Genomic DNA, 24,104 nt, shown 5'->3' on the forward strand with positions numbered 1-24,104 from the left:
TCAGGTCTTCATGATCGGCGTATAGCGGCCGACGCGTTCCAGCCGGTCGCCGATGACGAGGTCGCCGATCTGTAGCCAGCAGTGGGCGCCAAAGGGCCAGGTCCGCACACCGAAGATCCAGTCGACGGCGATCCCGCGCCGGGTGAGGAGGTGTCGAAGCTGGAACGCGCGTTGCAGGCACTCGCCTTCGAACGGGATCCAGGGACGCGCGGCGCGCGCGGCCGCGACAAGGGACGCCAGCACGGCTTCGTCGGTCTCGGCATCGGCTGGTGGCGCAGTATCGTGAATGGTCAGTCGGGCGAGGGATTTTCCCCGGAACGCGGCAGTCGAGACGGCCAGGGCGAGCCCGGCGCGCAGGATGTCCGATCGCCGGGACGCCGGGCCGGGAGGGAGCTCGCGCAGGGCGCCCCTGATGGCGGATCGGGGTCGAGCCGGAGGCTGAGGGGTCGCGATCCCCGCGCTCACAAGGTCGGCCAGGATCGCTGGATCCGAGGCGCCGATCCGGCCGTCCTTCCCGATCTGCACGTCCTTCGCCGAGCCGGGCAGGCAATGATACCGGTCGCCGCCGACGTCCAGGACCACGACGTCCTCATCGACGCGAACGAGATGGATTCCTGGCGCGCACCAGAGGAGGGGTGAGGTGATGTCCATCTTGGCCATCTTGCTGGAGAGGAGGAGGGGAGGAGACGAGAGGCTGGCCATCCGGCGCCGTTCAGGCAGGAGCCGCACGCACTCGCGGACGACCGCGAGGAGCGATCGTCCGCGCCGCGTTCAGCCCGCAGTCGGGTACTTGCCGTTGCGGATGTTGAGCTCGAGATGCTCGACGCCGGCCCCGTCGCGGGTCAGGGTCTTGGCGCTGCCGAAGCTGACGAGGCGCAGTTTGGTGGTGGTCATTTCAGGTCTCCTTGGGTTGGCGCCACGGATGTGGCGGAGACCAGTCAGCGCCCGGATCATTCTGCTGCAAAGCTATATCCGGAGTATATTCGCGGCGGCGTCCGGGACCCGGTTTCGGGGATCGCCCGCCGGTGACAACACACGTCGAATCCTGCCCGGTGGAGGCGGATGACATTCTGCGGCCGGGTTCCGGCGTGCAGGCCTGGAGCACTCGCGGACGACCGCGACTGGCGATCGTCCGCGGCGCGCTCAGCCGAGGGTCGGGAACTTGCTGTTGCGGATGTTCATCTCGAGGTACTCGACGCCAGCCCCGTCGCGGGTCAGGACCTTGGCGCTGCCGAAGCTGACGAGGCGCAGTTTGGTGGTGGTCATTTCAGTCTCCTTGGGTTGATCGCCACGGACGTGGCGGAGACCAGTCAGCGACCGTACGGAGCCGCTGCAAAGCTATATCCGGCGTATATTTGCGTCAGCGTCCAGGCTTGGGGCGCCGGGAGCGGAGGTCCTCGCGGCCCTCATCAAGGAAGGCGGCGGCCTCGTCGGCCCGCTGGTCGCCGACCTCCGCCAGCGCCTCGAACATCTCGCCGAAGGCGGCGATGAGGGCGCGGGCGTCAAGGTCGCGGATCCGGTCGCCCATCTTGCGGTCGTAGGCCTGCAGGAAGATCGTGAAGGTGGTCATGAATTTATTGTCGGCGGTGCGCACGGCGAACTCCGGCGACCCGATCGCGATGGCGTGCAACAGGCCGTAGAAATCCGAACCGGTGACCTCGGCGAAACGATGAAGATAGTCGAGGTTCAGCCGTCCGTGTCCGGCCTCGAAATGCTCGTAGGTCCGCAGCGGCATGTTCAGGCCGCTCGCGACGTCGTGGGCAGACAGGCCGCTGTGCCGGCGCACCCGCTTGAGGACGGCCGAGCGCAAGGGTCCATCGTCCTGCGGTCCCTGCCCAAGCTGCCCCATAGACACTCTCGTCCTTTCCGAAGCGTACGGTTGCCATCGTGCGTCCTGATCGCCAAGGGATCAACGCTCGCGTGTATCGGCGAGGAGTCCACCTGTGGGCTTTCGCCGATTTCTGGGGGAACACCCGCAAGTTTCTGGCGGCCGACCCGACGTTTATTTGCGCTTCCGCCGCCTGTGGGCCGCAACCCATTGGCGAGGGTCGTCTGGCTGGCGATAGTGCGGGGCCTGCCTGTACGGAGTTTGTCGTGCCGAGAGCCCGCGATCCTTTCCGCCTGGCGCTCGAGAACATCCGGGATCGGGCGATGCGGGGCGTCTATGCGCCCGGCGGATCCGTCGTGATCATCGAGGAAGCGCGCCGTCTCGGTCTGTCGACCACGCCGGTGCGCGAGGCGCTCGCCTGGCTTTGCGGCGAGGGCCTCATGGAGCGGGCCCCCCGCGCGGGCTACCTCGCGCCCCGACTGGACGCCGCCCTGCTGCGCGACCGCTTCTGGGTCCGGCTGCGGTGCCTGGCGACGAGCCTTGACCTGACCGCCGACCTCGCGTCGCCGCCGGCGGCAACCCCGGGTGCCGCCGGTGAGACCGCTGTCCGGGACCTGTTCGACCGTCTCGTGCGCGCCACAGGCAACCGGGCGCTCGTGGAGACCTTCCAACGGGTCGACGCCCAGTTGCGGCTGCTCGGCGACGCGGAGGCGCGAGTGTTTGCAGACGCCGTGGAGGAGGCGCGCGCGCTGGTGCGCATCGAGACCGTCGGCTCCCGCACGCAGTTGCTGACCGCCATCGACGCCTATCACCGGCGACGGATGGAGAACGCCGCAGTCATCGTCCTTGAGGTCGAACGCGGCGGTCCGCTGCCGACCGGCGCCGGGTGATCCGTGATCGGGCGCCTGATCTTCCTAGGCCTGGGCCTTGCCGTCGGATCCCAGGCTGCGACCCAGGCCTTCGCCTGGCTGTATGATGCGGCCCCGGCCCTCGGTCCCGCGTGGCGCGTGTCGGAGAATATGGTGCTCTATCCCGCCTGGTCCATCTTTCGTTGGCGGCTGCAATTCGCCGGCGAGGCGGAACAGTCTTTCGCCTCCTGCTCTCCCCTGATCCTTCTCGGTGCGCTCGGTGGTCTGGGCCTTGGCGTCCTGGTGGAGGAGGGAACCGGCCATCGGCGTGTTCGCGGCTGGGGCGGGGTGGCCGACGCCCGCCTCGCCGGACTGACCGCGAATGGCGGCTGCATCCTGGGCCTGATCGGGCGGCGCCTGCTCGCCACGACGGACCTGCGTCCCAGTCTGGTCACCGGTGGGACGCGGTCCGGCAAGGGGCGCGGTCACGTCATGCCGACCCTGCTGTCGTGGAATGCGAGCGTGCTCGTGCATGACCCTAAGCGCGAGCTCTGGCACCTGAGCGCCGGCTGGCGGTCGCGGTTCAGCCACGCGCTTTATTTCGATCCCCGAGATCCCGCCTCGGCCTGCTGGAACCCGCTGGCGGAAATCCTTCCGGGACCCGGGGAACTGGCCCATGTCCAGAGGCTCGTGTCGATCCTGGCCGATCCCGGCGGGGTGCGGGACGACGAGGCGATCTGGGACAAGGCGGCCTCGGAAATCCTCGAAGCCGTGGTCCTGCACGTCCTCTACACGGCCGAAGATGGAGACAAGACCCTCCTGACGGTGCGGGGGATGCTGGCCGATCTCGACGAGGCGGCGGAAATCATGGCGCGCGCCCTGCATCGTCCGGGTGCGGACGGCGAGCCCAAGACCCACCCCTTCATCGCCACCGCGGTGAAGGGCTATGCCGCGATGCACGACCGCTTCCGGACCTCGGTCCAGGGCACGGCGCGCTCCTATCTGAAATGGCTGGCCGGGGAGGACATCGAGCGCGCCCTGTCCCGGTCCGACTTCGGGATGGGCGACCTGATGTGCGCCGAGGCGCCGTTGTCACTCTACGTCCAGGTCGCGCCGGCCGACGCGGCGGCCCTGCGGCCGCTGGTGCGATTGTTCTTCTACGCGGCCGCCCAGTCGCTGACGGTGCGCGAGACCGAGGCGGCCGACGGCCGGCCCAAGCGCCACAATCTCCTGATGCTGATGGACGAGTTCCCGCTGCTGGGCCGGGTCAGCTTCTTCGAGAAGTCCCTGCGCCTGCTCAGCGGCTACGGGGTCAAGGTGATGTTCGTAGCCCAGTCGCTCAACGACATCGTCGAGACCTACGGGGTCAACAACACCCTCCTCGACAACTGCGCGGTCTACACCGCCTTCTCGGCCCTTGATCCGCTGACGCAGGAGAAGGTCTCGAAGCTGACCGGGTCGGTGCTGGAGACACGCACGAGCCGCAGTTCGCCAGCCGGCCTCGGCGCGGGCCGCAGTTCGGTGTCGCGGTCCCAGATCGACAGGCCCTTGCTGGAGCCCGGCGAGATCCGGGCCTTGCCGGACGACGTCCAGCTAATCTTCGCCGCCGGGGTCCGGCCGTTGAGGACGCGCAAGCTCCTCTATGACCGGCGAGAGCCCTTCCGGACCCGGGCGCGCGACGTCGCGCCCGACCAGGTGGTGCGGGTGGATGCCCCGCGTCAGCCGCCCGACCCCTGGGCCGGACGCCGGGGCTTGGGGGAGGATCCGAAAGGCTCCCTGCCGCTGTTCAAGGAGGTGGCGGCGGCGATGGACGACAAGAAGGTCGCGGCGCGGGTGGCCGACATCTACGGGCGGGTGGCGCAGGAGATGGCCGCGCAGGACGCGGCGCTCGATCATTTGCGAGGACTGGGCGATGGCTAGGAAAGAAGCAGCGACCTGCAGGGTCCAGGTCTATCTCACCGACGCCAAGGTGGTGGCCGGACTGAACCGGGAGGCCCGGAGCGGCAGGCTGGCGCTCAGCCAGGCGGCGGGACGCGCCATCGCGCGCGGGCTGCAAAAAAGCCCGCAGGCCGATCCCGAGGACCGGTTGCTCCAGTTGGAGCGGTCCCTGCGCGACCATATGAGATCCACCGCCCGCGACATGCAGATCGTCCAGGAGCTCCTGATCGAGGTCGCGCGGGCCTTCTTCCTGCGCCTGCCCGATGCGGTGGTCGACCAGGATCCGACGGTGCAGGCCGCGGTTGATCGCCGGATCGAGCGGCTCCTCGATGCGACGGCCGCGCGGATCGTCGCCGGACGCGCCGAGCGGCCGGGGGGTGTGCCTCCCGAGGACAGGTCGTTCGGCCCGGCCAATTGATGGCCGCCCATCCGATCATCGCCGAGCGCAAGCTGGAGGCCCTGCGCCACGCCCTGGGCGACACCGTCCTGGCGGCCCTGGTTGAACCGGCGGTGGTGGAGATCCTCGCCAATCCCGACGGGCGGTTGATCCTGGACCGCAGCGGCGAGGGCCGGCGCGACACGGGCGCGACCCTGTCGGCCGAGGCCCGGGAGCGGGTTGTCCGCCTGATAGCGGACTATGTCGGCGAGACGGTCACGCGGGACGATCCGAGGCTGTCGGGCGTGTTGCCCGGAACCGGAGAGCGGTTCCAGGGAATGCTGCCGCCGGTGACCGCCGCGCCCGCCTTTTCGATCCGCAAACGACCCGCCGTGATCTGGACGCTGGAGGACTATGTCGTCGGCGGGATGATGACGGATCGTCAGGCCGGGGTGTTGCGCGCGGCCGCGACCGACCGGCTCAACATCCTGATCTCGGGCGGCACGGGATCGGGGAAGACGACCCTGGCGAACGCCGTGCTCGCCGAGCCGGCTTTCGCCTGTGACCGGGTCTTCCTGATCGAGGACACGCCGGAACTCCAGTGCTCGGCCTGGGACGTGGTGTCGGTGCTCACGCGGCGTCAGCCGATCCTGATCGGGGTCGTGGACCTGGTCAGGGACGCCCTGCGCATGCGGCCGGACCGGATCGTGGTTGGCGAAATGCGCGACGGGGCCGCCGCGCTGGAGACGCTGAAGAGCTGGAACACGGGTCATCCGGGCGGACTTTCGACGATTCACGCCAACTCGGCGGACGACGTCCTGCGCCGGATCGAGGACCTGATCACCGAGGTTTCGACCCGGACGCCGCGCCGCGCGATCGCCCAGGCGGTCGACCGGATTGTCCACATCCGGCGAACGGCGGCCGGCCGGCAGGTGGAGGCGGTGCTCGGCGTCGAGCCCTCCGGCGACGACGCCTACGCGATCAGCGTCCTGGCCTGAGCCTGATCCTGAAGCCCTGAATGTGGCGCCCGACGTCCGAACGCCATCGTGGCGTGCCCTGGACGCAAGTCGTTCCAAGTCGTCATGCGGGCCGGCGGAAGTCGTGACGCGCAAGTCATCGCAAGTTGTCAGTTGAGTTGAAATGACTTGAAATAGAGTCGTCAGCAAGTCGTGAAAAATAATCAGTCCACTGTGTTGACAGGCTGTGGATATATTTGCTTGCAATGTGTCGCGGCGCGTTGAGATGCGCTGAAACAAAGGAAGTCAGATATGCGACGGATACTGGGACGCCGGCCTTTCGGCGCGATGAAATACGCCCTGTTGGTGGGCGGGGCGATGATGGCCGGGCCGGCTCTGGCCGGCGGTTCGGGAATGCCGTGGGAAGGCCCCTTGCAGCAGGTGGTCCAGTCCATCACCGGACCGGTGGTCCAGGCCGCCGCCGTGGTGGCGGTGGTCATCTTCGGCGCGGGCATCGCCATGAGCGAGAACGGATCGTCGATGCGGCGCGGTCTCGGGATCATGTTTGGCCTGTCGATCGCCTTCGCGGCCTCGACCTTCTTCCTCGACTTCTTCGGCTTCGCCGGCGGGGCGGAGATCGGGTGATGGCCGGCTCCGCCTCTGATCCCCGGCCGGAAGGCTGGGACCTTCCCGTGGCCCAGGCCCTCGCAGAGCCCGTGCTGATGGCCGGGATGCCCCGGGATTACGCCATCGCCATGGGCACGATCGCCATGGTGCTGGGCCTGGCCCTGCGGATCTGGTGGCTCGGCCTGCTCTGGTGGGCGGTGGCCCATGCGATCGGGCTGTGGGCGGCCAAGGCCGATCGCCGCTTCTTCGACGTGCTGCGGCGACACCTCGCCCTGCCGGGCCATCTGGACGCGTGAGGCCGGGATGCGCTTTCTCGACGAACATCGCAGACGACCCGCCGCCCTCGCCGATCACCTGCCCTGGGCGGCCCTGGTCGCGCCGGGCGTGATCCTCAACAAGGACGGTGCCTTCACGACCGGCTTCCGGTTCCGGGGCCCGGACCTGGAGTCCTCGACCGAGGACGAGCTGATGGCGGTGCGGGCGCGCCTCAACAATGCGCTCCGGCGCCTCGGAACCGGCTGGTGCATGCATATGGAGGCGCGCCGCCGCGCCGCCGCGCCCTATCCGGAGAGCGATTTTGAGCTCGATGTGGCCTGGCTGCTGGACGCGGAGCGCCGCAGCCGCTTCGAGGCCGGCGACCCCGCTTTCGAGACCGACTTTCGGCTGGCCCTGACCTGGCTGCCGCCCGCCGACGAGACCCGCCGGATGGAGCGCTGGCTGTTCGACGGCCTGGCCCGAAGCGGCGCGGACTGGCGCCAGGCCCTGGCGGCGTTCTCGCGGGAGACGGCGACCACGCTCGATCTCCTGTCTGACGCCCTGCCCGAGATTGCGCCGCTGGACGACGCGGGCCTGCTGACCTGGCTGCACGACTGCGTCTCGCCGCGCGCCTTCCCGGTGACGGTCCCTGAGCGGCCAATGTTTCTCGACGCCTGGCTGGCGGACGCTGATCTCTCGGGCGGGATCGCACCGCGTCTGGGCGGACGGTGGATCAAGGTGGTGTCCGTGCGGGGCCTGCCGTCGGTCACCCGGCCGGGTCTGCTTGACGCCCTCGGCGCCCTGCCGTTCCCCTACCGCTGGACCGCGCGCTGGATCGGTCTCGACAAGCCCGAGGCCGAGCGCGAGATCGTCAAGCTACGCAAGCGCTGGTTCGCCAAACGCAAGGGCGTCGGCGTCCTTCTTCGTGAGGCGATCACCAAGGAAGAGGTGCCGCTCCTTGACACCGACGCCGCCTCCAAGACCGAGGAATGCGACGGAGCCCTGGCTGCGCTCGGCGCCGAGGCCTGCGCCTTCGGCTATCTGACCCTGACCGTCACGGTCCTCGACGACACGGAAGACGGCGCGGCGGCCAAGGCCCGCGCGATCGAGGCGGCCCTGAACGCCCAGGGGCTGCTCGCGCGGATCGAGGATCTCAATGCGGTCGAGGCCTGGCTGGGATCCCTGCCCGGCGAGCCCTATGCCGACGTCCGCAGGCCCCTGGTCTCGACCCTGAACTTGGCCGACCTTCTCCCGGTCTCGGCGGTCTGGGCCGGGCCGTCCATGGACGAAAATCTCGGCGGCCCGCCCTTGGCGACGGCGCGCACCACCGGCTCGACGCCGTTCCGGCTTGTGCTCCATGTCGGGGATGTCGGCCATGCCATGGTCGTGGGCCCCACCGGCTCGGGCAAGAGCGCGCTCCTCTCCTTCCTCGCCCTGCAGTGGTTCCGCTATCCGGGCGCCCGGGTCGTCTTCTTCGACAAGGGGCGGTCCGCCCGGGCCGCGACCCTGGCCGCGGGCGGCCGATGGCGCGCCCTGGAGCCCGGCGCCCGGTTCTCGCTCCAGCCGCTGGCGCGGATCGACGAGGAGATCGAGCGGGCATGGGCCTCGGAATGGATCGCCGAGACGGTCCGCCTGGCCGGGCTGGAGCCCGTGCCCCGGATTCGGGAAGAGATCTGGGCGGCGCTGGCGGCCCTGGCCGACGCGCCCGTGACCCAGCGCACCCTGACGGTCTTCTGCGCCCTGGTGCAGGACAAGGCCGTCGCCGCGGCCCTGGAGCCTCTGACCCTGAAGGGGCCGCACGGCGCCCTGCTGGACGGCGAGGGCGAGGCCCTGGTCCCGAGCCGCTTCGACACCTTCGAGCTGGAGAGTCTGATGGCCACGCCGTCGGCGGTGGCGCCCGTCCTCTCGGCCCTCTTCCATCACCTGGAACGCAGTTTCGACGGGCGACCGACCCTGCTCGTGCTGGACGAGGCCTGGCTGTTCCTTGGCGAGACCGCCTTCGCGGCGAAGATCCGGGAATGGCTGAAGACCCTGCGCAAGAAGCGCGTGGCGGTCGTCTTCGCCACCCAGAGCCTGGACGACGTGACGGCCTCGCCGATCGCCGCCAGCCTGATCGAGAGCTGCCCGACCCAGGTCTTCCTGCCCAACCCCCGCGCGCTAGAGCCGTCCTCGGCCCGCCTGTACCAGGGGTTCGGCCTGAACCGGCGCCAGCTGGAACTGATCGCCTTCGCCACGCCGAAGCGGGCCTACTACTGGCGCCAGCCCCGGGGCCGCCGGCTCTTCGACCTGCGCCTGACGGGCGTGGCCCTGGCCCTGTGCGGCGCGAGCACGCCGGAAGACCAGGCCCTCATCGACGACATCCTCGCCGCTTCCGGAGAAACCGGGTTCGCGCGGGAGTTCCTCACAGCCAAGGGAGTGCAACATGTTGACGCCGTCCTCGACGCCTTCGCCCGACCGCTCGCGGCCGAATAGGCCCCTGCAGATTATCGCCGCCAGTGTGGTGGCGGTCAGCCTGATGGCGACCGCCACCCCGGTGCCGGCCCAGCAGGTGGTGTTCGATCCCCGCAATCATATCGAGAACGCCCTGCAGGCCGCGCGGCAGCTGGAGAGCCTCGCCAACGAAGCCCGGACCCTCGCCGCCTCGCCCTACAGCCATCTGACGCAGAACAGCCAGTCCTTGCGCGACATGGCCGACCTGGCGCGGACCGCGCGGGGCCTCGCCACCTCTGTAAGGGGCCTCGAGCAGCAGTTCCGCGACCTCTACCCGGACGACCTGGAGGGCGCGGACCTGGCGCGGCTGCTGGAGCAGGGCGAAGCCCGCACGGTCGCCGCGCGCCAGACGGCCGAGGACTTGGCGCGGACGGCGGCGGAGCTGGAGCGTCTCGGCCAGGGGCGCGACCAGCGGCTGACCGGCGCCCTGTCGGCCAGCGAGACGGCCCAGGGCCAGACGGCGGCGGTCCAGTCCACCAACCAGATGCTGGCGGTGCTGGCCGAGGACCTGGCGGCGTTGCGGACCATCATGCTGGCCCAGTCGCGGCTCCTGGCCGAGGCGACGGCGCGGGAGGCCGCCGACCGGGCGGCCGGTGACGAGGCCCGCCGCCGGCGATGGGCGCGGTCGACCGGGACGCCGTCGGCGCCCGCCTTCGATCCCTTGTCGCACGCGCGGGATTGAGGAGCGGTCCGATGTCGGTCGGAGTGGAAACCCCCAATGAGCTGATGGTGGTGTTCTCCAACACCATCTCGGCGGGGTTCGACGCCCTCCAGGGCTCGGTCAACGGCGTCTTCGGCCTGCTGATCGTCCTGGTGGTCGCCCTGACCGGCATCCAGTGGGCCCTGTCGCCCAACCGGGAGGTGCTGGCCTCCGGCTTTGGCAAGGTGCTGCTGATCGGCGCCTTCGCCTGGCTGATTAATGACTGGCAGCAGCTGTCGGAGACGATCTACGCCGGTTTCATAGAACTGGGGCTGACGGCCGGCGGGGGCTCGCTCAGCCGGGCCGACTTCCTCAATCCGGGCGCCATCCTCGCTCAGGGCTGGGAGATCGTGAAGGCGCTCGGCGAGACCCCGGCGCCGGTCGACAATCCGCTCGACGTGGTCGGCAACATGGCCGACGCCCTGATCCTGGGTCTGGCCATGATCGGCATCATGCTGGCCTTCGCCGTGCTCGCCCTGCAAATCGTCGTCACCCTCCTGGAGTTCAAGATCGTCACCCTCGGCGGCTTCGTGCTCCTGCCGTTCGGCATCTGGAACAAGTCCGCCTTCCTGGCCGAGCGGCCGCTCGGCTACGTCGTCTCCTCGGGCCTCAAGGTGCTGGCGCTCGCCATCGTCGTCTCCGGCGCGCGGACCATCTTCGACCAGCTCCAGCCCTCGGCCAACCCGGACATCTACGAGGCGCTGAGCATTCTGGTGGCGTCGATCCTGCTGGCCATGCTCGTCCTGTTCATTCCCAACCTCGCCTCGGCGCTCGTCACCGGCGGACCGGCCCTGGGCGCCGGCGCGGCCCTGGCCGGGACCCTGGCGGTCGGCGGCGCGGGGGCCCTGGCCGGGGCGGGCCTGGCGGGGGCGGGCGCCGCGGCCTCCGGCGCCGCGGCCCGGATGGCCGGGCCGGCGAAAGCCGCCGCCGGGGCCGGGTCGGGCCGTCCGCCCGCCCCACCTTCGGGTCCGGCGCCCACGGGGGGCGGGCCTTCAGGATCGGGCGCGTCGGGATGGGGGCCTTCCAGCCCCAGGTCTGCGCCGCCGCGGCCCTCGAACGACAATCCGACCTCTCCGGGGCCCCGGCCCTCCGGAGCCGGCGCCGCCTTCAGTCCCGGCGTTGCCGAGCCGGCCACAGCCTGGGCGCCCGAGGCGTCGGGGGTGGATTCCGCCCCGGGTTCGGGCGCCCCATGCGTCGGTTCATCCGGCGGAGCAGACGTCGGATCGGGCGGCATGGCGCCGGGGCGGCCTGCTGCGGTGATCGGGCAGGAGGCCGAAGCAGCCCGCAAGGCCTTCCACCGGGCCGCCGCCGGATCGCCGGGCGTTCCGCCGAAACCAGCCGGACGCGCCGCCGCCCTCCAGGCCTTCTTCGTCGCCAACGCCGGGCGCGGGCTGCTGCCCGCCGGCGAGACCAGCGGCGTCCTGTCTCCCAACCTCAGAACCGAGGAGTCCTGAGCATGCATCCGTTCTTTCGCCCGAGACGCGTTCAGCCGTCGGCGCCGGACGCCACGCCCTACCAGCGCGCCGGTCAGATCTGGGACGACCGGATGGGCCTGTCCCTGGCCCATGCGCGGAACTGGCGCCGGATGGCGGTGGCCAACCTGGTCCTCGCCGGCTTCCTCGGGGCCGGCTGGTGGGTCCAGGCGGACCGGGCCGTCGTGAAGCCCTTCGTGGTGGAGGTGTCGGACTGGGGCGAGACCCAGAGGATCACCGCCATCGGCGGGCGCTATGAACCGACCGAGGCCCAGATCGGCCACGCCCTGGCGGGATGGGTCCGGGACGTCCGGTCCAAGTCGATCGACCCGATCGTCATCCGCCAGAACTGGCTGAGGGCCTACGACCTGCTGACCCCCAAGGCGGCGTCATTCCTGAACGCCTGGGCCTCGGCCCACGACCCCTTCGCCGACGTCGGGCGCGAGGCCGTGAACGTTGAGGTGCTGAACGTCGTGCGGCGCACCGAGCGGACTTACGACCTCCAGTGGCGCGAGACCCGCTTCGTCAACGGCCAGCAGGCCGGCGTCGAACGCTGGCGCGCGCTGATCACGACCGGCCGCCAAGCCCCGCGCACCGAGGCCGAGCTGATGAAGAACCCCCTTGGACTGAAAATCGAGGACGTATCATGGACCCCCGACGCCTCCTGATCCTGGCCTGCCTGGGCCTGACCCTGTCCGGCTGCGCGGTCTTCCGCCACGCGGACCCGGACCCGACGCTCCCCGTCGCCGCTCCGCCGGTCTTCTCCCTTGCGGCGACAGCCGAGTCAGTGGACCTCACCGGGAGCGAGAGCGCGCGGGACGCGCCGGAGCCGGTGGGTGGACCGACCGTGAGGCCGGCGGATGGAGCCGTGCCCTATGAGGCGGCGGCTGCGGCTCCGCCGGTTCCATCCGGGGTTTCGGGACGGCGCGCGATCGCCGCCGCCAACCTGGAAGCCCGGGCCGCGTCGCGCGCCGACGCCTTCGTGGGCGGGGTGCAGATCTTCGCCTGGTCGCCGGGCCGGGTCTACGAGGTCTGGGCGGCGCCGCTGCGGGTCACGACCCTGACGCTCGGGGCCGGCGAGACCCTCGTCTCCAAGGCGGCCGGGGACACCGTCCGCTGGCAGATCGGCGAGACGAGCTCGGGCGAGGGCGCGGCGGTCCGCACCCATGTCCTGCTCAAGCCGTTGGAACGGGGCCTTGAGACCAATCTGGTCCTGACCACCAGCCGGCGGGTCTACTTCCTGGACCTGAAGAGCGGCGGAGCGGACGGGTTCAACGCCGCCATCGCCTGGGACACGGGCGCGTTCGATCCGCCCGATCCTGCGTCCCTCGGGACCGGAGAGGTCCGGGTCTCCGATCCGGTGGTCATGCCGGAGGGACCGCTCGACGCCCGCTACCGGATCGAACCCCAGGGACGACGCCCCCGATGGACGCCGGTCTCGGTCTTCAACGACGGCCGCCGCACCTTCATCGCCTTCGCCCCCGACCTGCAGATCGACGAGGCGCCGGCACTGTTCGTCGTCGCCCCCGACGGCGAGGCGCAGATGGTCAACTACCGCCAGTCGGGCGGCCTCTTCATCGTCGATCGCGTGTTCGACCGCGCCGAACTGCGGCTCGGCGACCGGCGGCCGCAGGTCGTCCGCATCCGCCGCCTCCAGGGAGCCGCCCGATGACCCCGTCTTCTGATCATCAAGCCGACCCGCACGCCGCCGGCGAGGCGCCGCCGTCCGAGCCCGCCGCCAAGGCGCCGCCGCCCGGCCTGTCGATGCGGGCGCCGCGTCCCCCCGCCACCCGCCTGCGCAAGTCGGTCGTGCAGACGATCGTCATCGGCGGGGCGGTGCTGGTCTCGGGCTCCTTGGCCTGGGCTTTTGTCGTCCAGCCGGAACTGCGGGACAGCGCGCGGGCGCGGGCGGTCGAGGCCCGGGAGGACGAGGCGCACGGCGTCGTGCGGCCGGCCGAGGCCGTGACCGACCAGCCGGCGACGTATGACCGACTGCCGGAGCCCCGCAACGCCGCCGTGCCGGAGGAGACGGTGGATCCGGGGACGCCCGCCCCGACGCGATCCTATGACGGATACGCGCCCCGGCCCGCGCCTCGGCCACAAGGACCAAGTCCCCGGGATCTCGCGGCGCGGTCGGACCTGTTCTTCGAGACCGCGCAGGCGAACGGTTCGGCCGCTGGGGCGCCGCCTCCGGCGACGGCGCGCGGCGTTCGCCCGGAGAGCGGCGATGTGGGCGCCGTGTACAACGGCCATGTGCTGACGGCGCCCCTGTCGCCCTATGAGCTGAAGGCCGGGGCGATCATTCCGGCGGTGCTGCTGACGGGGATCGACACCTCCCGCGCCGGACCGGTCGTGGCGACGGTGTCGCAGAACGTCTACGACTCCGTCAGCGGCCGCCACCTGGTCCTGCCCCAGGGCACGCGCCTGATCGGCCGTCATGAAGGCGAAAGCGCCTATGGCGACCGCCGCGCTTTCCTCGCCTGGGACCGGCTGATCCTGCCCAACGGAAAGAGCCTGTTGCTGACCGAGGAGCCGGGCGTGGACGCCCAGGGCGCGGTCGGGGTGCGCGGGCAGGTCGACCGGCGTCTGTTGCCCCTGCTGGTCGGGACCCTGTTCGCCGGAGCCATCACCACCCTGGGCCAGATTGCCCGGGACGGGGATGATCGGTCGTCCGGCGGCCTGCTTGGTGACGCCGGCGATGCGGCGGCCATCGAGGGCGCCCAGGTCGGCGGCCGGCTGGTGGACCGCGAGCTACAGGTCCGCCCCTCGATCCGCCTGCGGCCGGGCGCGCCGGTGCGGGTGATGATCACCCGGGACCTGATCCTGGAGCCGTACCGGCCATGATCTCGTTCCTGGACAATGGAATCCGCTGGGCCGTGCTGGGGGTGACGGTCTTCGCCCTCGGCTGCCTCGCGGCGGTGGCCGCCCGGACGCCGGCCCTGGCCCTGATCAACGAGAGCCCCAGCCTGCCGCGCGGCCTCTATCTCCGGGATACCGGGGCGACGATCGGGCGCGGCGCGACCGTGGCCTTGCCCCAGCCGGCGGCGGGGCGAGCCTATCTCGGGGCGCTCGGCATGCCCCCGGAGGTGCTGCTGATCAAGCGCGTGGCGGCGGTTGGAGGCGACCTGGTCTGCCGACGCGGGAATGAGATCGCGGCGGCGGACCGGAGCGTACCGGTGCGCGGCCGGGACCACAGGGGCGCGGCGCTTCCGCAGTGGCGGGGGTGCCGTCGCCTCGGGCCGGGCGAACTCTTTCTGCTTGGCGATACGCCGGGGAGTTTCGATAGCCGGTACTTCGGGCCCGTCCGCTGCGACGATGTGGAGGGGGTATTTCGGGAGGCCCTGAGATGGTGAGATCTGCTTTGGCCGCGACGGCGGTCCTGTTCTGGTCGACAACGGCCCAGGCCCAGTCGGTCGACTGGCGCGACGCCGGTGGCGACCTGTTCGGGCGGCCGGCTATCGTCGAGGCGACAGTGGTGATGGCGGACGCGGGCGGTCCTGAGCCCCGGCTCGCGCCCCTGTCGCAGCCCTTCATGGAGGCGATCGCGCGGGCGGCCGATCGGCACGGCCTCGATCCCAAGCTGCTGCACGCCCTGGTGATCGTCGAGTCCGCCTACCGCGTCGATGCGGTGTCGTCGGCGGGCGCGGGCGGCCTGACCCAGTTGATGCCCGGAACCGCCGCCGACCTCGGGGTCCGGGACCGGTTCGACGTGGAGCAGAACCTGTCCGGCGGGGCCGCCTATCTCGCCCGGCAGATGCTGAGGTTCGGGGACGTCCGGCTGGCCCTGGCGGCCTACAACTCGGGACCGGGCCGCGTCGCCCGGCTCGGCCGCATCCCCGACATCGCGGAGACCCGAGCCTATGTGGTCGCCGTCGTCGATTGCTACCTCGCCCTGACCGCCGGCCGGGGCGCACGGAACGCGCGCGACTGCCGGGTGCCGGAGGCGGTCCTGTGATCCCGGTGATCGAGCCTGTGGAACCGGTCCCTGGCGCGGGGGACGAGGACCTGCTGACCCGAAAGGAAGCCTCGGCCTTCCTGGTCCAGTTCGGCATCCGCATGAAGCCGGAGACTCTGGCGCGCCTGTGGTCGACGGGCGGCAACGGGCCGCCATGCCGGCATGTTCGGCACAAGCCCTATTATCCACGCGGGGTGCTCCGGGACTGGGCCCTGACCCAGGTCGGGGACTTGCGGGCCTCGGCCCCGCCGGCCGCCCGGGGGCGCCGTCATGGCTGAGATCCAGTACAGCGGCGAACGGCGCGTTGCGGTCCCGACCGTGGCGGACCTGCTGGCGCATCCCGCCGTCAGCTATGCGCTGAAGGAGGTGCTTCTCGTCTGGGAGGTGCGCGATCCGGTCGATGCGGCCCGGGACGCGCGGCTCCTGGCCGAGGTGCTGGAACGGCGGGCCGACGAGGCGGTGTCATGGGCGACCTGACGGAGGCGGATACACGGCCGGGCGGCCGGGATGATCGGCTGCTGGCCTGGCCGGCCGTGCGCGACATCACCGGCCTTAGCCGCACCACAGCGTGGCGGATGCAGAAGACGGGGGACTTCCCCCTCCCGGTCGTGGTGTCGCCCGGTCGTGTCTGCTGGTGGGAGAGCGAACTGGCGGCCTGGAAGATCGCGCGGGCACCGCGGCGTCCGCCCGAGATGCGGCTGTTCGAGGCCTCGCCCGACCCGGAACGGCAAGGCGCCAATCGCCCGGTCGACCCCGCGAGCAAGGCGGTTGCGACGACGACCCAGGCCGGTGAGCAGGTGCAGGCGAGCTCGGCCTCCGTGGGACGCCGGGGCTCCAGGACCTCGCCCGGTCAGATCGCCTTTGACTTCGGGAGCTAGGAAGGCCTTTCGTCGGGTCGGGCGCGCCGGAAGCGCACGCGATCCGCGCCGGCGATCAGGAAGGCGTCGAAGCCAGCGTCGCCCCAGGCCCTGCGCTGCACATGGGTCGTGTCGGGGTCGGTCGTGTTGGCCCACCACTGGGGACGCCCCGCGCTCTTGGGCAGCATGTAGCCGATCTTGCGCTCCATCTCGGCAAAGGTGAGTTCGAACTCGTCTAACTTCTGTCTGCGCAGGTAGTCGCGGAGCGGATCGTATTTCGCCATTCTCGTAGTAAGCAGTCTCCCGGAGGACCTGCAACTCGTGGATCCTGCCTGCCCGTCTCATTCGCCTTACGGCTTACGTCGCACCGGCCTTCAAGCACCGCTCGCGACGAGTGGACAAGAGCCAAACGCCGAGTGGTCCTGGACCAGGGTCAGGGCAGTATGCGGCACTCGACGCTGATTGCGCTTCGTGGGCGAGCAACGTTATGTTGCAAGCGGAGCAATAGCGATGGCAGCGCGAGAAAAACCACGAAACTGGGGCAAGGCGCTCATAGCCTTCACCATCCTTGCCTTCACCTCGTCGGTCGTCTTCCCTTTCCTTGAGAAATTGGCTGACGAGCATGGAGCGTTCAAGCATCCCACCAACCAACTCATCCAGTTCGCGGAGACCGTGATCACGGTGAATGCTTTGTTGCTCGCTTTCGTGGCGAGGCACTACGGAGCACTCATCACCCTCGCTGTCGGTCTGGCCGCCGGTCTTGCACTCGGTGTGCGGCATGGCCCGACCGTTCGCCGGGTCTTCGTCGACGTGTGGCGCACCGTCGGCGGCGGGACCGGCGAGCCGGCCGGGACGGACGTCGTCCTCGCCTTGAAGGACGAGGCGGTACGGATTGCGGGATCCGCCGCCGATGGGACAGTGCTCTTGACGACTCTCGCGGCGTCGGCGGTCATTCCTTCGGACACGACGTCGTTCCAGCGGCGCTCGTTCGCCCGTCTGGCAGGCGATGAGCTCATCGCCGAAGGCCTGGCAGTCGATCCGACGGGTCGAGGCGAAGTCTTCAAGCTCCAACCCGGCGGGCTGATCCGCCGGGGCCTCAAGAGTCCTTCGGACCATCCGGGGTAGCCTCTCCATCCTTTCCGGGACCGGCGCCGGAGCGGCCTTCTTCCTCGCGATGCCGCTTTCTCGCCTTCGACCCCGGACGATTCCGCTTCTGACCCGCGGCCTTTGCTTCGCCGAAAGTCCGCAACTGTCCGCCTGCCTTGAACGTCCCCAGGTCGTTTATCTGCAGGCCCTTGGCGAAGACCGGATGCAGTTCCCAGGAGATGTTGTGCTCGGCGCTCCACGAGGCCAGCAGGCTCGGACGATCCGAGTACCCATACCAGCGGTAATCGCGGCCGAGTTGCTGCTTTGCGCGCAGCACCTCGACCATGTAGAGGAGACGGGCGATCTTGAGCGGCGGGCTTGTATCGCCTTCGGCGACGGGCCAGTCGTAGTGGGGCGTCACATTGAGGACGTGGCTGTTGATGAACTGTCTGAGTTCATCCGACGACCCAAACGTCGTGCGCCTCGGGCCCACCATCTTGTTGATGTACTCGGCCAACTTCGGGGCGTGGAACGCGTGTTCGCCGGCCAGATACTGGACTCGATTGTTTCCGTAGTCGTGCATGGCCTTACGCAAGGCGATCTTGTCGGCGTAGTCGTCGGGCGCTTCCCTCAGCGCCAGTCCACAGAACTCGAGCATCCAGCGTGGCCTTCCAAGAGCGATCGTATGGAAGCCGTGGTAGTCGCGGCCGGACTTGGCCGAGAAACCCGCGTCGAAATCTTCGAAGAAGTGTGAGACGCGGTCCTCATCGGTTTCCTCGTTCTCGTCGGGCGTAAGCTGGAGATCGCCGGCGCGCGTCTGCTCGCCCTCGAAATTGGCTATCCGCCGTCCGAGGATGCCGACGAGTTCGTCCGCCGACCACGCGATCGTCTCCTCATGGGATCGCAGCGTCTGGACACCGTCGAAGCGGGTTAGAAGATTGGTCATGATGTGCGGACGTATCGTCACCCTGACCCGAACATTCGGAATTTCTGTCAGGCTCTTGCAAGCGTGCATCAGCCCGGCGAGCCGCCGGTCCTCGCGGGGCACATCCTCGTAGTGGATGTCCATCTCGTCGATCAGGAGCCAGAACTCACAGTCGGCCTTCTGGACGATGCGCACCAGGACGCCCTCCGAAGCCGCTGCGATGGGATCGTCTGGCGCGTCTTCCCGCTCGAGCAGGCCGTCCCTTTCGGCGAGTTCAACCGCCACTCGTTCTTCGCGGGTCTTCGGCACGCCGATCCGGGCACCCACCTGAGCGGCCATCCACTCCAGCGCCTTCAAGCGCCACTTCTGAATTGCATCGCGTGTTGTCTCGCTGTCGCCGAGAGCAATGCCATCCTTCGCGTATCGCTTGATCACGACGTTGCGTGTAGGCGAGGCGGTGCGCAGCTCCGCTTCGTGACTGAGCAACAGGCCGCTCTTGCCGCAGCCGCGCGGGGCGTTGATGATGGCGAGGCGATTGTCGGGCGCGATCAGCCTGTCCAGAAGGTCTCGACGCTTCAGCGCGTATTTGAGGAAGTTGTCGTCATCCTGGGCAAGCTCCTTGCCCAGCAGCTTCCTGATCTTCGCTTCTTCCATGCACGCCTCCCGCGACGCGCCACGTTGGCCGAACGCCGGATGTTCAACAATCCTCCGTTGCACCTTTTTACGCCTGTCGAAAGGCGGAAGCAGTCCCGATGACGGCGGCCGGGTTTGAGGCCAAGGGTTGTCCAAGGCCTCGGCCTGGTTGAGGGACGCCCCGCGGCGGATGCCAGGTTCCGTACGCCCGGGCAGGTCGAGCGTCAGACATCTGGACCAATGCGAAGACGGCCTTCGGGACGCGGCATCTTCTTGTCCTTGGCCGCGACCGGCGGCTGGAACACGGTTGTCCAAAGGTCGGCGACGGCGCCGAGGCGCTGGTGTATGCGGTCGCGGTCGCCGGCTGCCTTCTTGTAGCTCAGCGGCTTGTCATAGGCCGCGAGGAAGGCGTCGAAGCCGCCCTCGGTCCAGACGGCGTCGAGCGATCTGACGGCGTCCTCGAGCTGGTCGTAGGCGACCAGGGCGCGTCGCCACCGGTGCTCGTCGAAGTTCAGGGCGCCCCCGGCGAAACCGGCTCCCACCGCCTTGCCGTAGCCCATTAGCGCCAGCGAGCGCGCCTTCGGCATCGAGAGGTTCAGGCCGCCCTCGTCAGGCGACAGGTAGACGCGGGCGATGCGTTCGCGCTGGCCGGGCATCACGGACAGCAGGGCGTCCTGCCAGTCCTTGGCCGAGCCAAGCAGACCCATGGCGAAGGCGGGCGCGGAACGGACCTCGGCCACCGCGAGGCCAAGGCCGTCCCCGGCGGTCTTCGGGATCAGCACCCGGGGGCCATTGAGCGGCATGCCCTTCGGGAGGGCCTCCAGGCTCAAGGCGAAGGTCGGACGCGCGGGCAGCAGGGTGTCGAACATGTGGATGGGGAAGTTGCTGCTGAGGCCTCCGTCGGTGAACAGCACCGGGTCCCACGGGACATTGGCCCGCGCCGGTGCGGCGGCCGACCGGGGCGCGGGGGCGAGCAAGGCCATCAAGGACGCCTTCTCGACGTTCCAGAACCGCATCGGCACCGCCCGGAAGAGGAACGGGAAACTCAGGCTCATTCGCACCGCGACGATCACGGGCAGGTCCCTTGCCGAGGGGAATTTCTCCAGGGCCGGGTTGCGGCCGTGGCGGCCCGCCCGCGCCGCCATGAAGTTCAGGACCGGTTGGGGGAACAGGCGAGCCCAGTCGTCGGCCAGGAAGGCCATGACGGCCTCGATCCGGGGCAGGCTGTGCGGGCGGTGTTGCGACAGGTTGGTCGTGATCATCTCAAGGTCGATCACAGGCCGGGTCTCGTCCGGCCCTTCAAGGTCGCCGAAGGTCAGGATCCGGTCGCCGGGCTCCGCCCCGAAGGCGATGTCCTGCAGGGCGGCGTGAAGCCAGTCGACGAGCGCCGGCCCCTCATGCCCCGGCTGGCGGATCCCCGGGCACATTCCGAAGTCGTCCGACGCAAGGGCCGAGGCGAAGCCGATCATCCGCACGACGATCGCGACGAGGAAACCCACGACACCGCCCAGGACGGCGCCGGCCAAGCCGGCGCCGAGCAGGAGCATCGCCAGGACGCCGCCGATCGTTCCCGCGAGGCTCGTCCCCCAGAACACCCGCGGCAGGTTCCAGAGCCACCGAAGGCCGCCTGTGCCGGCCTGTCCGCGCAGGAGATAATCCATCAGCGGGGCGTACCGGGGAGAGGGCTGGAACAGCGTCGGCAGGATGTCCGGCAACGCGTCGCACCAGCGCTGAAGCCTGACGAAACCGGCGGGATCATTCCCGACGGTGCGCGCATATTCCGCCGCGGCCGCGAAGGCCGCGGCGATCGCGCCGGCCGAGGTGCCGCCGATCGACTTGAAGCGATAGACGCGGGCCAGTTCGAGCACGGCATAGGGATAGACGACGCCGGAGGTCACACCGCCCTTCATCACAAGGTCGCACACCTTGTCGGGCACGCTGAAATCCTCGGGGGCGTAGGGCTCCAGCGGCGGAGCGGCCCGGGCGTCGGGTTCGGTCATGGCGCCTCGAAGGGCTGGAGGGCGGCGTCGCAGCCGGGTGTCAGGATCTCGCAGAGGATCGTCAGGCCGTTTTCGCCCGAGAGCCGGAACAGCACCGTGCCATTGTCGAAGGTGTTGACGATGGCGGAACTGACATAGCGGACCTCCTGACGCGCGCCGACGCCGCAGGACACCGGGTATCGCTCCGCGATGGGGCGCGCGGTGGCCGCGAAGCGGGCCACCACCTCGCACTGGGGATGGCCGAAGCGAACGGCCACCGACGCGCTGAAGGCCCCGACCGTCGGGCGCCAGGCGTCGACCCACGGCGGATTGTTGCTGCCCGCCGTCCGGGCGCCGTGGTGGGATCCCATGAGTACGGTGTCGCCTGAGAGGACGAGGCCGGCGGCCTCGGCGTTGCGCAGGGCGGCCTGCTGGGTGGAGCCTTCCGCGTCTCCGGCCATGACCACCGACACACCGCCGTGACGGACCCTGATGACGGCGCTGTCGGCGTTCTTGCGAGAGTCGACGGCCGTGGTCGGCGCAGACTGGAGATAGGAGGCGACCAGCACATCGACGCTGACGCCACCGCACGACAGTTCGGGATCCGCCGCCGAGAAGGCGTTCGGCGCCCAGACCGCCACGTCGCCGCCGGACGCCTCGACCGCCTGGAGCCAGCCGTCGATCTGGGCCAGCTTACCGCTCGGGCCCCGGTAGTCGGCCCTGAGTCCGCCGAGCCGGACCCGATCGACGCGGGAAGCGTCGAGGTTGTGCAGCAGCGAATAGTGATCCTCGTCGCCGTGGGAGACGATCACCGTGACGGTCTCATCGACGGCGAGCCGGTCGCGGACCCAGTCGACCACCGCCGGGATCGAGACGGCGGGCCTCGCCCCCTTGCTTCCGCAGTCGATCAGCAGCGCCGTTCGCCGGTCCGGACAATCCACGTAGACGCATGAGCCCTGGCCGATGTCGAGCATCCAGACATCAAGCGGCGGCGGCAGGGCGGGTGCGAAGGCCGGTGGTGCGGCGAAGAGCGGAGCGGGCCGCGGCGGCGGACTTGCCGGAGAGACCTGGGGCGCGGACAGCACGGCCGCAGCAGCAAACGCGAGAACGTCGAACGCCATCGTCAGCCTCCCTTGTTTCGCGGGCCGTCAGGACGCCGCGTGTTCGTCGCAGGGCTACCCGGCGCCTTAGTACCGGAACCCCACGGACACCTTGGTCTGTTCCTCGGGCTGGAGCGTCTCGAAATTCACGCCGTCGATCCGCGTGAGGCCGATGGAGACGTTGGACTTCGGGACCTTGTAGGTCAGGCTGATCGAGAGGCGGTCAGGATCGTCGAGCCCGCCGGAGACGATGCCGAGGTAGCGGTACTCCGCCGTCAGCAGGAAAGGCGCGAGCGCCTCGTTGTCGGGTAGGGACAGGCCGAGCGCGATCTCGCCGCCCACCCCGAAGAATTGGTCGTCGTCCAGGGTGGCGAGGTCGAGGCTCCGGCCCGCCTCGACGACATGGGTCCATTCCGCAGAGACACCCAGGCGGCACGTCCACTGCAAGGGGCCGACCTGACCGGTGATGTCGCAGAGCGGGCCGGCGCCGCCGAGGTCCAGCGAGATGTCGTTGAGGAAGACGCGGGCCCGAAGGGTCTCTGAGTCCTGGGCGAAATTATAGGTCGGATAGGCCGTGACCCCGAGGGTGCCGTAGATAAGGCCCGGCGTGTTCGACGGGCCGATGGGATGGCGGAACAGGATCCCGGGGCTGAGCGCGCGAATGTCCTTGCTGTCGTCATCGTCGCCCGATGCGTCCGTCTCCGTGGACGTCTCCACGTAGTGAATAAAGCCGAACACGCTGTCCGTTCGGGTCAGGTTGCGGCCCCAGCCGAGCACGGCCTCGATCGCGACGCTCTCCTCGCCCTTCTGGTCGTTGTCGGTAAAGGCTAGGGTGGCGTCAGACGCCTTCTTGTACGCTTCGCCCGGAGTCTGGGCGCCGGGCGCCAAACGGGGCACGGCCAGGTCGTCGATCCGGCCCCGAAACGCGATGACGCCGCCCGGGGGAGCAGCCTCTCGGGATCCTGGGCCGGGGCCAAACGACGACGGACCGTCTCTCGCTGGCGTGGTGGGCGCCGGAGCCGGCCCACATTCAATCACCGCCTGGGAGGTCGCCACGCCCAAGACGGGCGCAAGCAGCCGCTCAAGCAATAGCTTCTGCTCAGCCGCCGTGCCCGCGGCTCCGGCTTCAGGTCCGGCCCTGAACGACGCGGACGGCGCCGCGCCGCGGATGGACTGCACATACTCCACCAGGCCGGAACGGATCTGGGTGAGGGTTTCGTGGAGCGTAGCGCTAATCCCCGCCTCCATCGCCTCGGCCTGGATCAGATCGGCCGAAGCCAGGATCCAGCCTGCGAAGGCTGCCTCCGCCGTGGGTGTCGACGCCGCTGCTGCCGGCGGCGGGGGCAGAGCGAAAGGGTTCAGGCTGTAGGTCTTGGCCAACTCGCCGAGCATGGGCGCGACACGCACGCCGGGGCTGTCGGCTCGGCAAAGAAAGGCCCGTGTCGCCGGGGTGAAGACCGCAGTGATCTTCGCATCCGGGATCGCCTGTGCATGGGCTGCCCCCGAGACGCCAGCAAGCAGGCCGGCGGCGAGCAGGCCGGCTCTCCTCATGTCAGGTACCGGTCGATCAGGACGAGACGCTCGGTCAGCTGGTAGCGGAGCGACCGCAGGTCCTTGTCGAGTGTGGTGTCCACGAGGATTGGATCGATCACGAGGCCGGTGAATGGCGCGGTCTTGGAAAGGCGTTTGCGCCGGAGGTGGTTGAGCAGGATGTGCCAAGCGTTCCAGCCGGCACCGAGCCCACCGTCCGACCGGGCCTTGCTCGGCACAAATGAGAAGCTGAACTTCTCCATCCGAACGTCCTTGAGCACCATCTGCTCGATGGCCGCGCCGACTGCCAGTTCGATGTCAGCCCTGTTCATACGCCCCCCGCGCCGCTTCCTGCCCCGCAACCGGAGAGTGGGTAGCCCTTGGATCCCATGACCCGGTCTGGGACGTCGCGATGGCCCTCGGACTCCAGGGCCGCCGACACGGCACCGCCGACCGCGTGGGTCCCATCCGACTCTGTGTCATTGACGAGGCATTTCGAAGCGGGGCGAGGGGCGGCGCCAAGCGTTTTCGAGCTGAATATTTCGACAT

Annotated in this window: 28 protein-coding genes; 18 read left to right on the top strand and 10 right to left on the bottom strand. The window is 69.6% G+C overall.

Going from position 1 to position 24,104, the window contains the following annotated elements; all coding sequences use genetic code 11:
- The 4 genes from PSV23_RS15790 to PSV23_RS15805 form a co-directional block, all read right to left on the bottom strand.
- Positions 1-702 carry a lasso peptide biosynthesis B2 protein gene (locus PSV23_RS15790; RefSeq protein ID WP_300470881.1) on the bottom strand — a complete coding sequence of 234 codons (702 nt, stop codon included), beginning with the start codon at positions 700-702 and terminating at the stop codon, positions 1-3.
- Positions 703-771: 69 nt separating this feature from the next.
- Positions 772-894: a hypothetical protein gene (locus PSV23_RS15795; protein ID WP_300470884.1), complete on the bottom strand. Its 123-nt coding sequence runs from the start codon at positions 892-894 to the stop codon at positions 772-774.
- Between the two features lie 249 nt (positions 895-1,143).
- The gene (locus tag PSV23_RS15800) at positions 1,144-1,266 is read right to left on the bottom strand and encodes a hypothetical protein (protein WP_300470886.1); all 123 of its coding nucleotides are present in this window, start codon (positions 1,264-1,266) and stop codon (positions 1,144-1,146) included.
- 94 nt (positions 1,267-1,360) lie between these two features.
- Positions 1,361-1,810, bottom strand: a complete 450-nt coding sequence (locus tag PSV23_RS15805) for a helix-turn-helix transcriptional regulator (RefSeq protein ID WP_300470888.1) — start codon at positions 1,808-1,810, stop codon at positions 1,361-1,363.
- A gap of 284 nt (positions 1,811-2,094) precedes the next feature.
- Here PSV23_RS15805 and PSV23_RS15810 point away from each other — a divergent pair, with 284 nt between their 5' ends.
- From PSV23_RS15810 to PSV23_RS15890, 17 genes are all read left to right on the top strand, one after another.
- A complete protein-coding gene (locus tag PSV23_RS15810; protein ID WP_300470890.1) occupies positions 2,095-2,718 on the top strand; it encodes a GntR family transcriptional regulator in 624 nt (207 codons plus the stop codon).
- A gap of 3 nt (positions 2,719-2,721) precedes the next feature.
- A complete protein-coding gene (locus PSV23_RS15815) occupies positions 2,722-4,596 on the top strand; it encodes a type IV secretory system conjugative DNA transfer family protein (RefSeq protein ID WP_300470894.1) in 1,875 nt (624 codons plus the stop codon).
- On the top strand, positions 4,589-5,032 hold the full coding sequence (locus PSV23_RS15820; protein WP_300470896.1) for a hypothetical protein: 444 nt from the start codon (positions 4,589-4,591) through the stop codon (positions 5,030-5,032). Before PSV23_RS15815 ends, PSV23_RS15820 begins: the two co-directional genes overlap by 8 nt.
- A complete protein-coding gene (gene trbB, locus PSV23_RS15825) occupies positions 5,032-5,988 on the top strand; it encodes a P-type conjugative transfer ATPase TrbB (RefSeq protein ID WP_300470898.1) in 957 nt (318 codons plus the stop codon). The genes PSV23_RS15820 and trbB overlap by 1 nt, the downstream gene beginning before the upstream one ends.
- A 306-nt stretch (positions 5,989-6,294) precedes the next feature.
- Positions 6,295-6,591, top strand: a complete 297-nt coding sequence (locus PSV23_RS15830) for a TrbC/VirB2 family protein (RefSeq protein WP_370461095.1) — start codon at positions 6,295-6,297, stop codon at positions 6,589-6,591.
- Positions 6,591-6,869 (top strand): VirB3 family type IV secretion system protein, encoded by a 279-nt coding sequence (locus PSV23_RS15835; protein WP_300470902.1) that lies wholly within the window; start codon positions 6,591-6,593, stop codon positions 6,867-6,869. Before PSV23_RS15830 ends, PSV23_RS15835 begins: the two co-directional genes overlap by 1 nt.
- A 7-nt stretch (positions 6,870-6,876) precedes the next feature.
- Complete coding sequence (trbE, locus tag PSV23_RS15840; RefSeq protein WP_300470905.1) at positions 6,877-9,300, top strand: conjugal transfer protein TrbE; 2,424 nt, start codon at positions 6,877-6,879, stop codon at positions 9,298-9,300.
- Positions 9,251-10,000 carry a conjugal transfer protein TrbJ gene (locus tag PSV23_RS15845; RefSeq protein ID WP_300470907.1) on the top strand — a complete coding sequence of 250 codons (750 nt, stop codon included), beginning with the start codon at positions 9,251-9,253 and terminating at the stop codon, positions 9,998-10,000. The genes trbE and PSV23_RS15845 overlap by 50 nt, the downstream gene beginning before the upstream one ends.
- 11 nt (positions 10,001-10,011) lie before the next feature.
- Positions 10,012-11,472, top strand: a complete 1,461-nt coding sequence (gene trbL, locus PSV23_RS15850) for a P-type conjugative transfer protein TrbL (protein ID WP_300470909.1) — start codon at positions 10,012-10,014, stop codon at positions 11,470-11,472.
- A 2-nt stretch (positions 11,473-11,474) separates the two neighbouring features.
- A complete protein-coding gene (trbF, locus tag PSV23_RS15855; RefSeq protein ID WP_300470913.1) occupies positions 11,475-12,158 on the top strand; it encodes a conjugal transfer protein TrbF in 684 nt (227 codons plus the stop codon).
- Positions 12,137-13,162, top strand: a complete 1,026-nt coding sequence (locus PSV23_RS15860; RefSeq protein WP_300470915.1) for a TrbG/VirB9 family P-type conjugative transfer protein — start codon at positions 12,137-12,139, stop codon at positions 13,160-13,162. Before trbF ends, PSV23_RS15860 begins: the two co-directional genes overlap by 22 nt.
- Positions 13,159-14,334 carry a TrbI/VirB10 family protein gene (locus PSV23_RS15865; RefSeq protein WP_300470918.1) on the top strand — a complete coding sequence of 392 codons (1,176 nt, stop codon included), beginning with the start codon at positions 13,159-13,161 and terminating at the stop codon, positions 14,332-14,334. The genes PSV23_RS15860 and PSV23_RS15865 overlap by 4 nt, the downstream gene beginning before the upstream one ends.
- Positions 14,331-14,843 (top strand): S26 family signal peptidase, encoded by a 513-nt coding sequence (locus PSV23_RS15870; protein WP_300470920.1) that lies wholly within the window; start codon positions 14,331-14,333, stop codon positions 14,841-14,843. Before PSV23_RS15865 ends, PSV23_RS15870 begins: the two co-directional genes overlap by 4 nt.
- Positions 14,837-15,445, top strand: a complete 609-nt coding sequence (locus PSV23_RS15875; protein WP_300470922.1) for a lytic transglycosylase domain-containing protein — start codon at positions 14,837-14,839, stop codon at positions 15,443-15,445. The genes PSV23_RS15870 and PSV23_RS15875 overlap by 7 nt, the downstream gene beginning before the upstream one ends.
- Positions 15,442-15,723 (top strand): hypothetical protein, encoded by a 282-nt coding sequence (locus tag PSV23_RS15880; protein ID WP_300470924.1) that lies wholly within the window; start codon positions 15,442-15,444, stop codon positions 15,721-15,723. The genes PSV23_RS15875 and PSV23_RS15880 overlap by 4 nt, the downstream gene beginning before the upstream one ends.
- Complete coding sequence (locus tag PSV23_RS15885; RefSeq protein WP_300470927.1) at positions 15,716-15,922, top strand: hypothetical protein; 207 nt, start codon at positions 15,716-15,718, stop codon at positions 15,920-15,922. The genes PSV23_RS15880 and PSV23_RS15885 overlap by 8 nt, the downstream gene beginning before the upstream one ends.
- Positions 15,910-16,323: an AlpA family transcriptional regulator gene (locus PSV23_RS15890; protein WP_300470929.1), complete on the top strand. Its 414-nt coding sequence runs from the start codon at positions 15,910-15,912 to the stop codon at positions 16,321-16,323. Before PSV23_RS15885 ends, PSV23_RS15890 begins: the two co-directional genes overlap by 13 nt.
- Here PSV23_RS15890 and PSV23_RS15895 read toward each other — a convergent pair.
- Entirely contained in the window at positions 16,320-16,586 is a 267-nt protein-coding gene (locus PSV23_RS15895) for a hypothetical protein (RefSeq protein ID WP_300470931.1), read from the bottom strand. The two genes, PSV23_RS15890 and PSV23_RS15895, sit on opposite strands and share 4 nt — an antisense overlap.
- A gap of 226 nt (positions 16,587-16,812) precedes the next feature.
- Here PSV23_RS15895 and PSV23_RS15900 point away from each other — a divergent pair, with 226 nt between their 5' ends.
- Positions 16,813-17,427, top strand: a complete 615-nt coding sequence (locus PSV23_RS15900; RefSeq protein WP_300470933.1) for a hypothetical protein — start codon at positions 16,813-16,815, stop codon at positions 17,425-17,427.
- Here the strand turns inward: PSV23_RS15900 and PSV23_RS15905 are convergent.
- From PSV23_RS15905 to PSV23_RS15925, 5 genes are all read right to left on the bottom strand, one after another.
- A complete protein-coding gene (locus tag PSV23_RS15905) occupies positions 17,399-18,967 on the bottom strand; it encodes a P-loop ATPase, Sll1717 family (protein WP_300470936.1) in 1,569 nt (522 codons plus the stop codon). The genes PSV23_RS15900 and PSV23_RS15905 overlap by 29 nt on opposite strands.
- A gap of 203 nt (positions 18,968-19,170) precedes the next feature.
- Positions 19,171-20,946 carry a patatin-like phospholipase family protein gene (locus tag PSV23_RS15910; RefSeq protein WP_300470938.1) on the bottom strand — a complete coding sequence of 592 codons (1,776 nt, stop codon included), beginning with the start codon at positions 20,944-20,946 and terminating at the stop codon, positions 19,171-19,173.
- Complete coding sequence (locus PSV23_RS15915; protein WP_300470940.1) at positions 20,943-22,046, bottom strand: MBL fold metallo-hydrolase; 1,104 nt, start codon at positions 22,044-22,046, stop codon at positions 20,943-20,945. The genes PSV23_RS15910 and PSV23_RS15915 overlap by 4 nt, the downstream gene beginning before the upstream one ends.
- A 66-nt stretch (positions 22,047-22,112) precedes the next feature.
- On the bottom strand, positions 22,113-23,576 hold the full coding sequence (locus PSV23_RS15920; RefSeq protein ID WP_300470943.1) for a hypothetical protein: 1,464 nt from the start codon (positions 23,574-23,576) through the stop codon (positions 22,113-22,115).
- Positions 23,573-23,887, bottom strand: a complete 315-nt coding sequence (locus PSV23_RS15925) for a hypothetical protein (RefSeq protein ID WP_300470945.1) — start codon at positions 23,885-23,887, stop codon at positions 23,573-23,575. Before PSV23_RS15925 ends, PSV23_RS15920 begins: the two co-directional genes overlap by 4 nt.
- Positions 23,888-24,104 lie beyond the last annotated feature (217 nt).

It is taken from the genome of Brevundimonas sp. (assembly GCF_029946145.1).
Taxonomy (GTDB): Bacteria; Pseudomonadota; Alphaproteobacteria; order Caulobacterales; family Caulobacteraceae; genus Brevundimonas.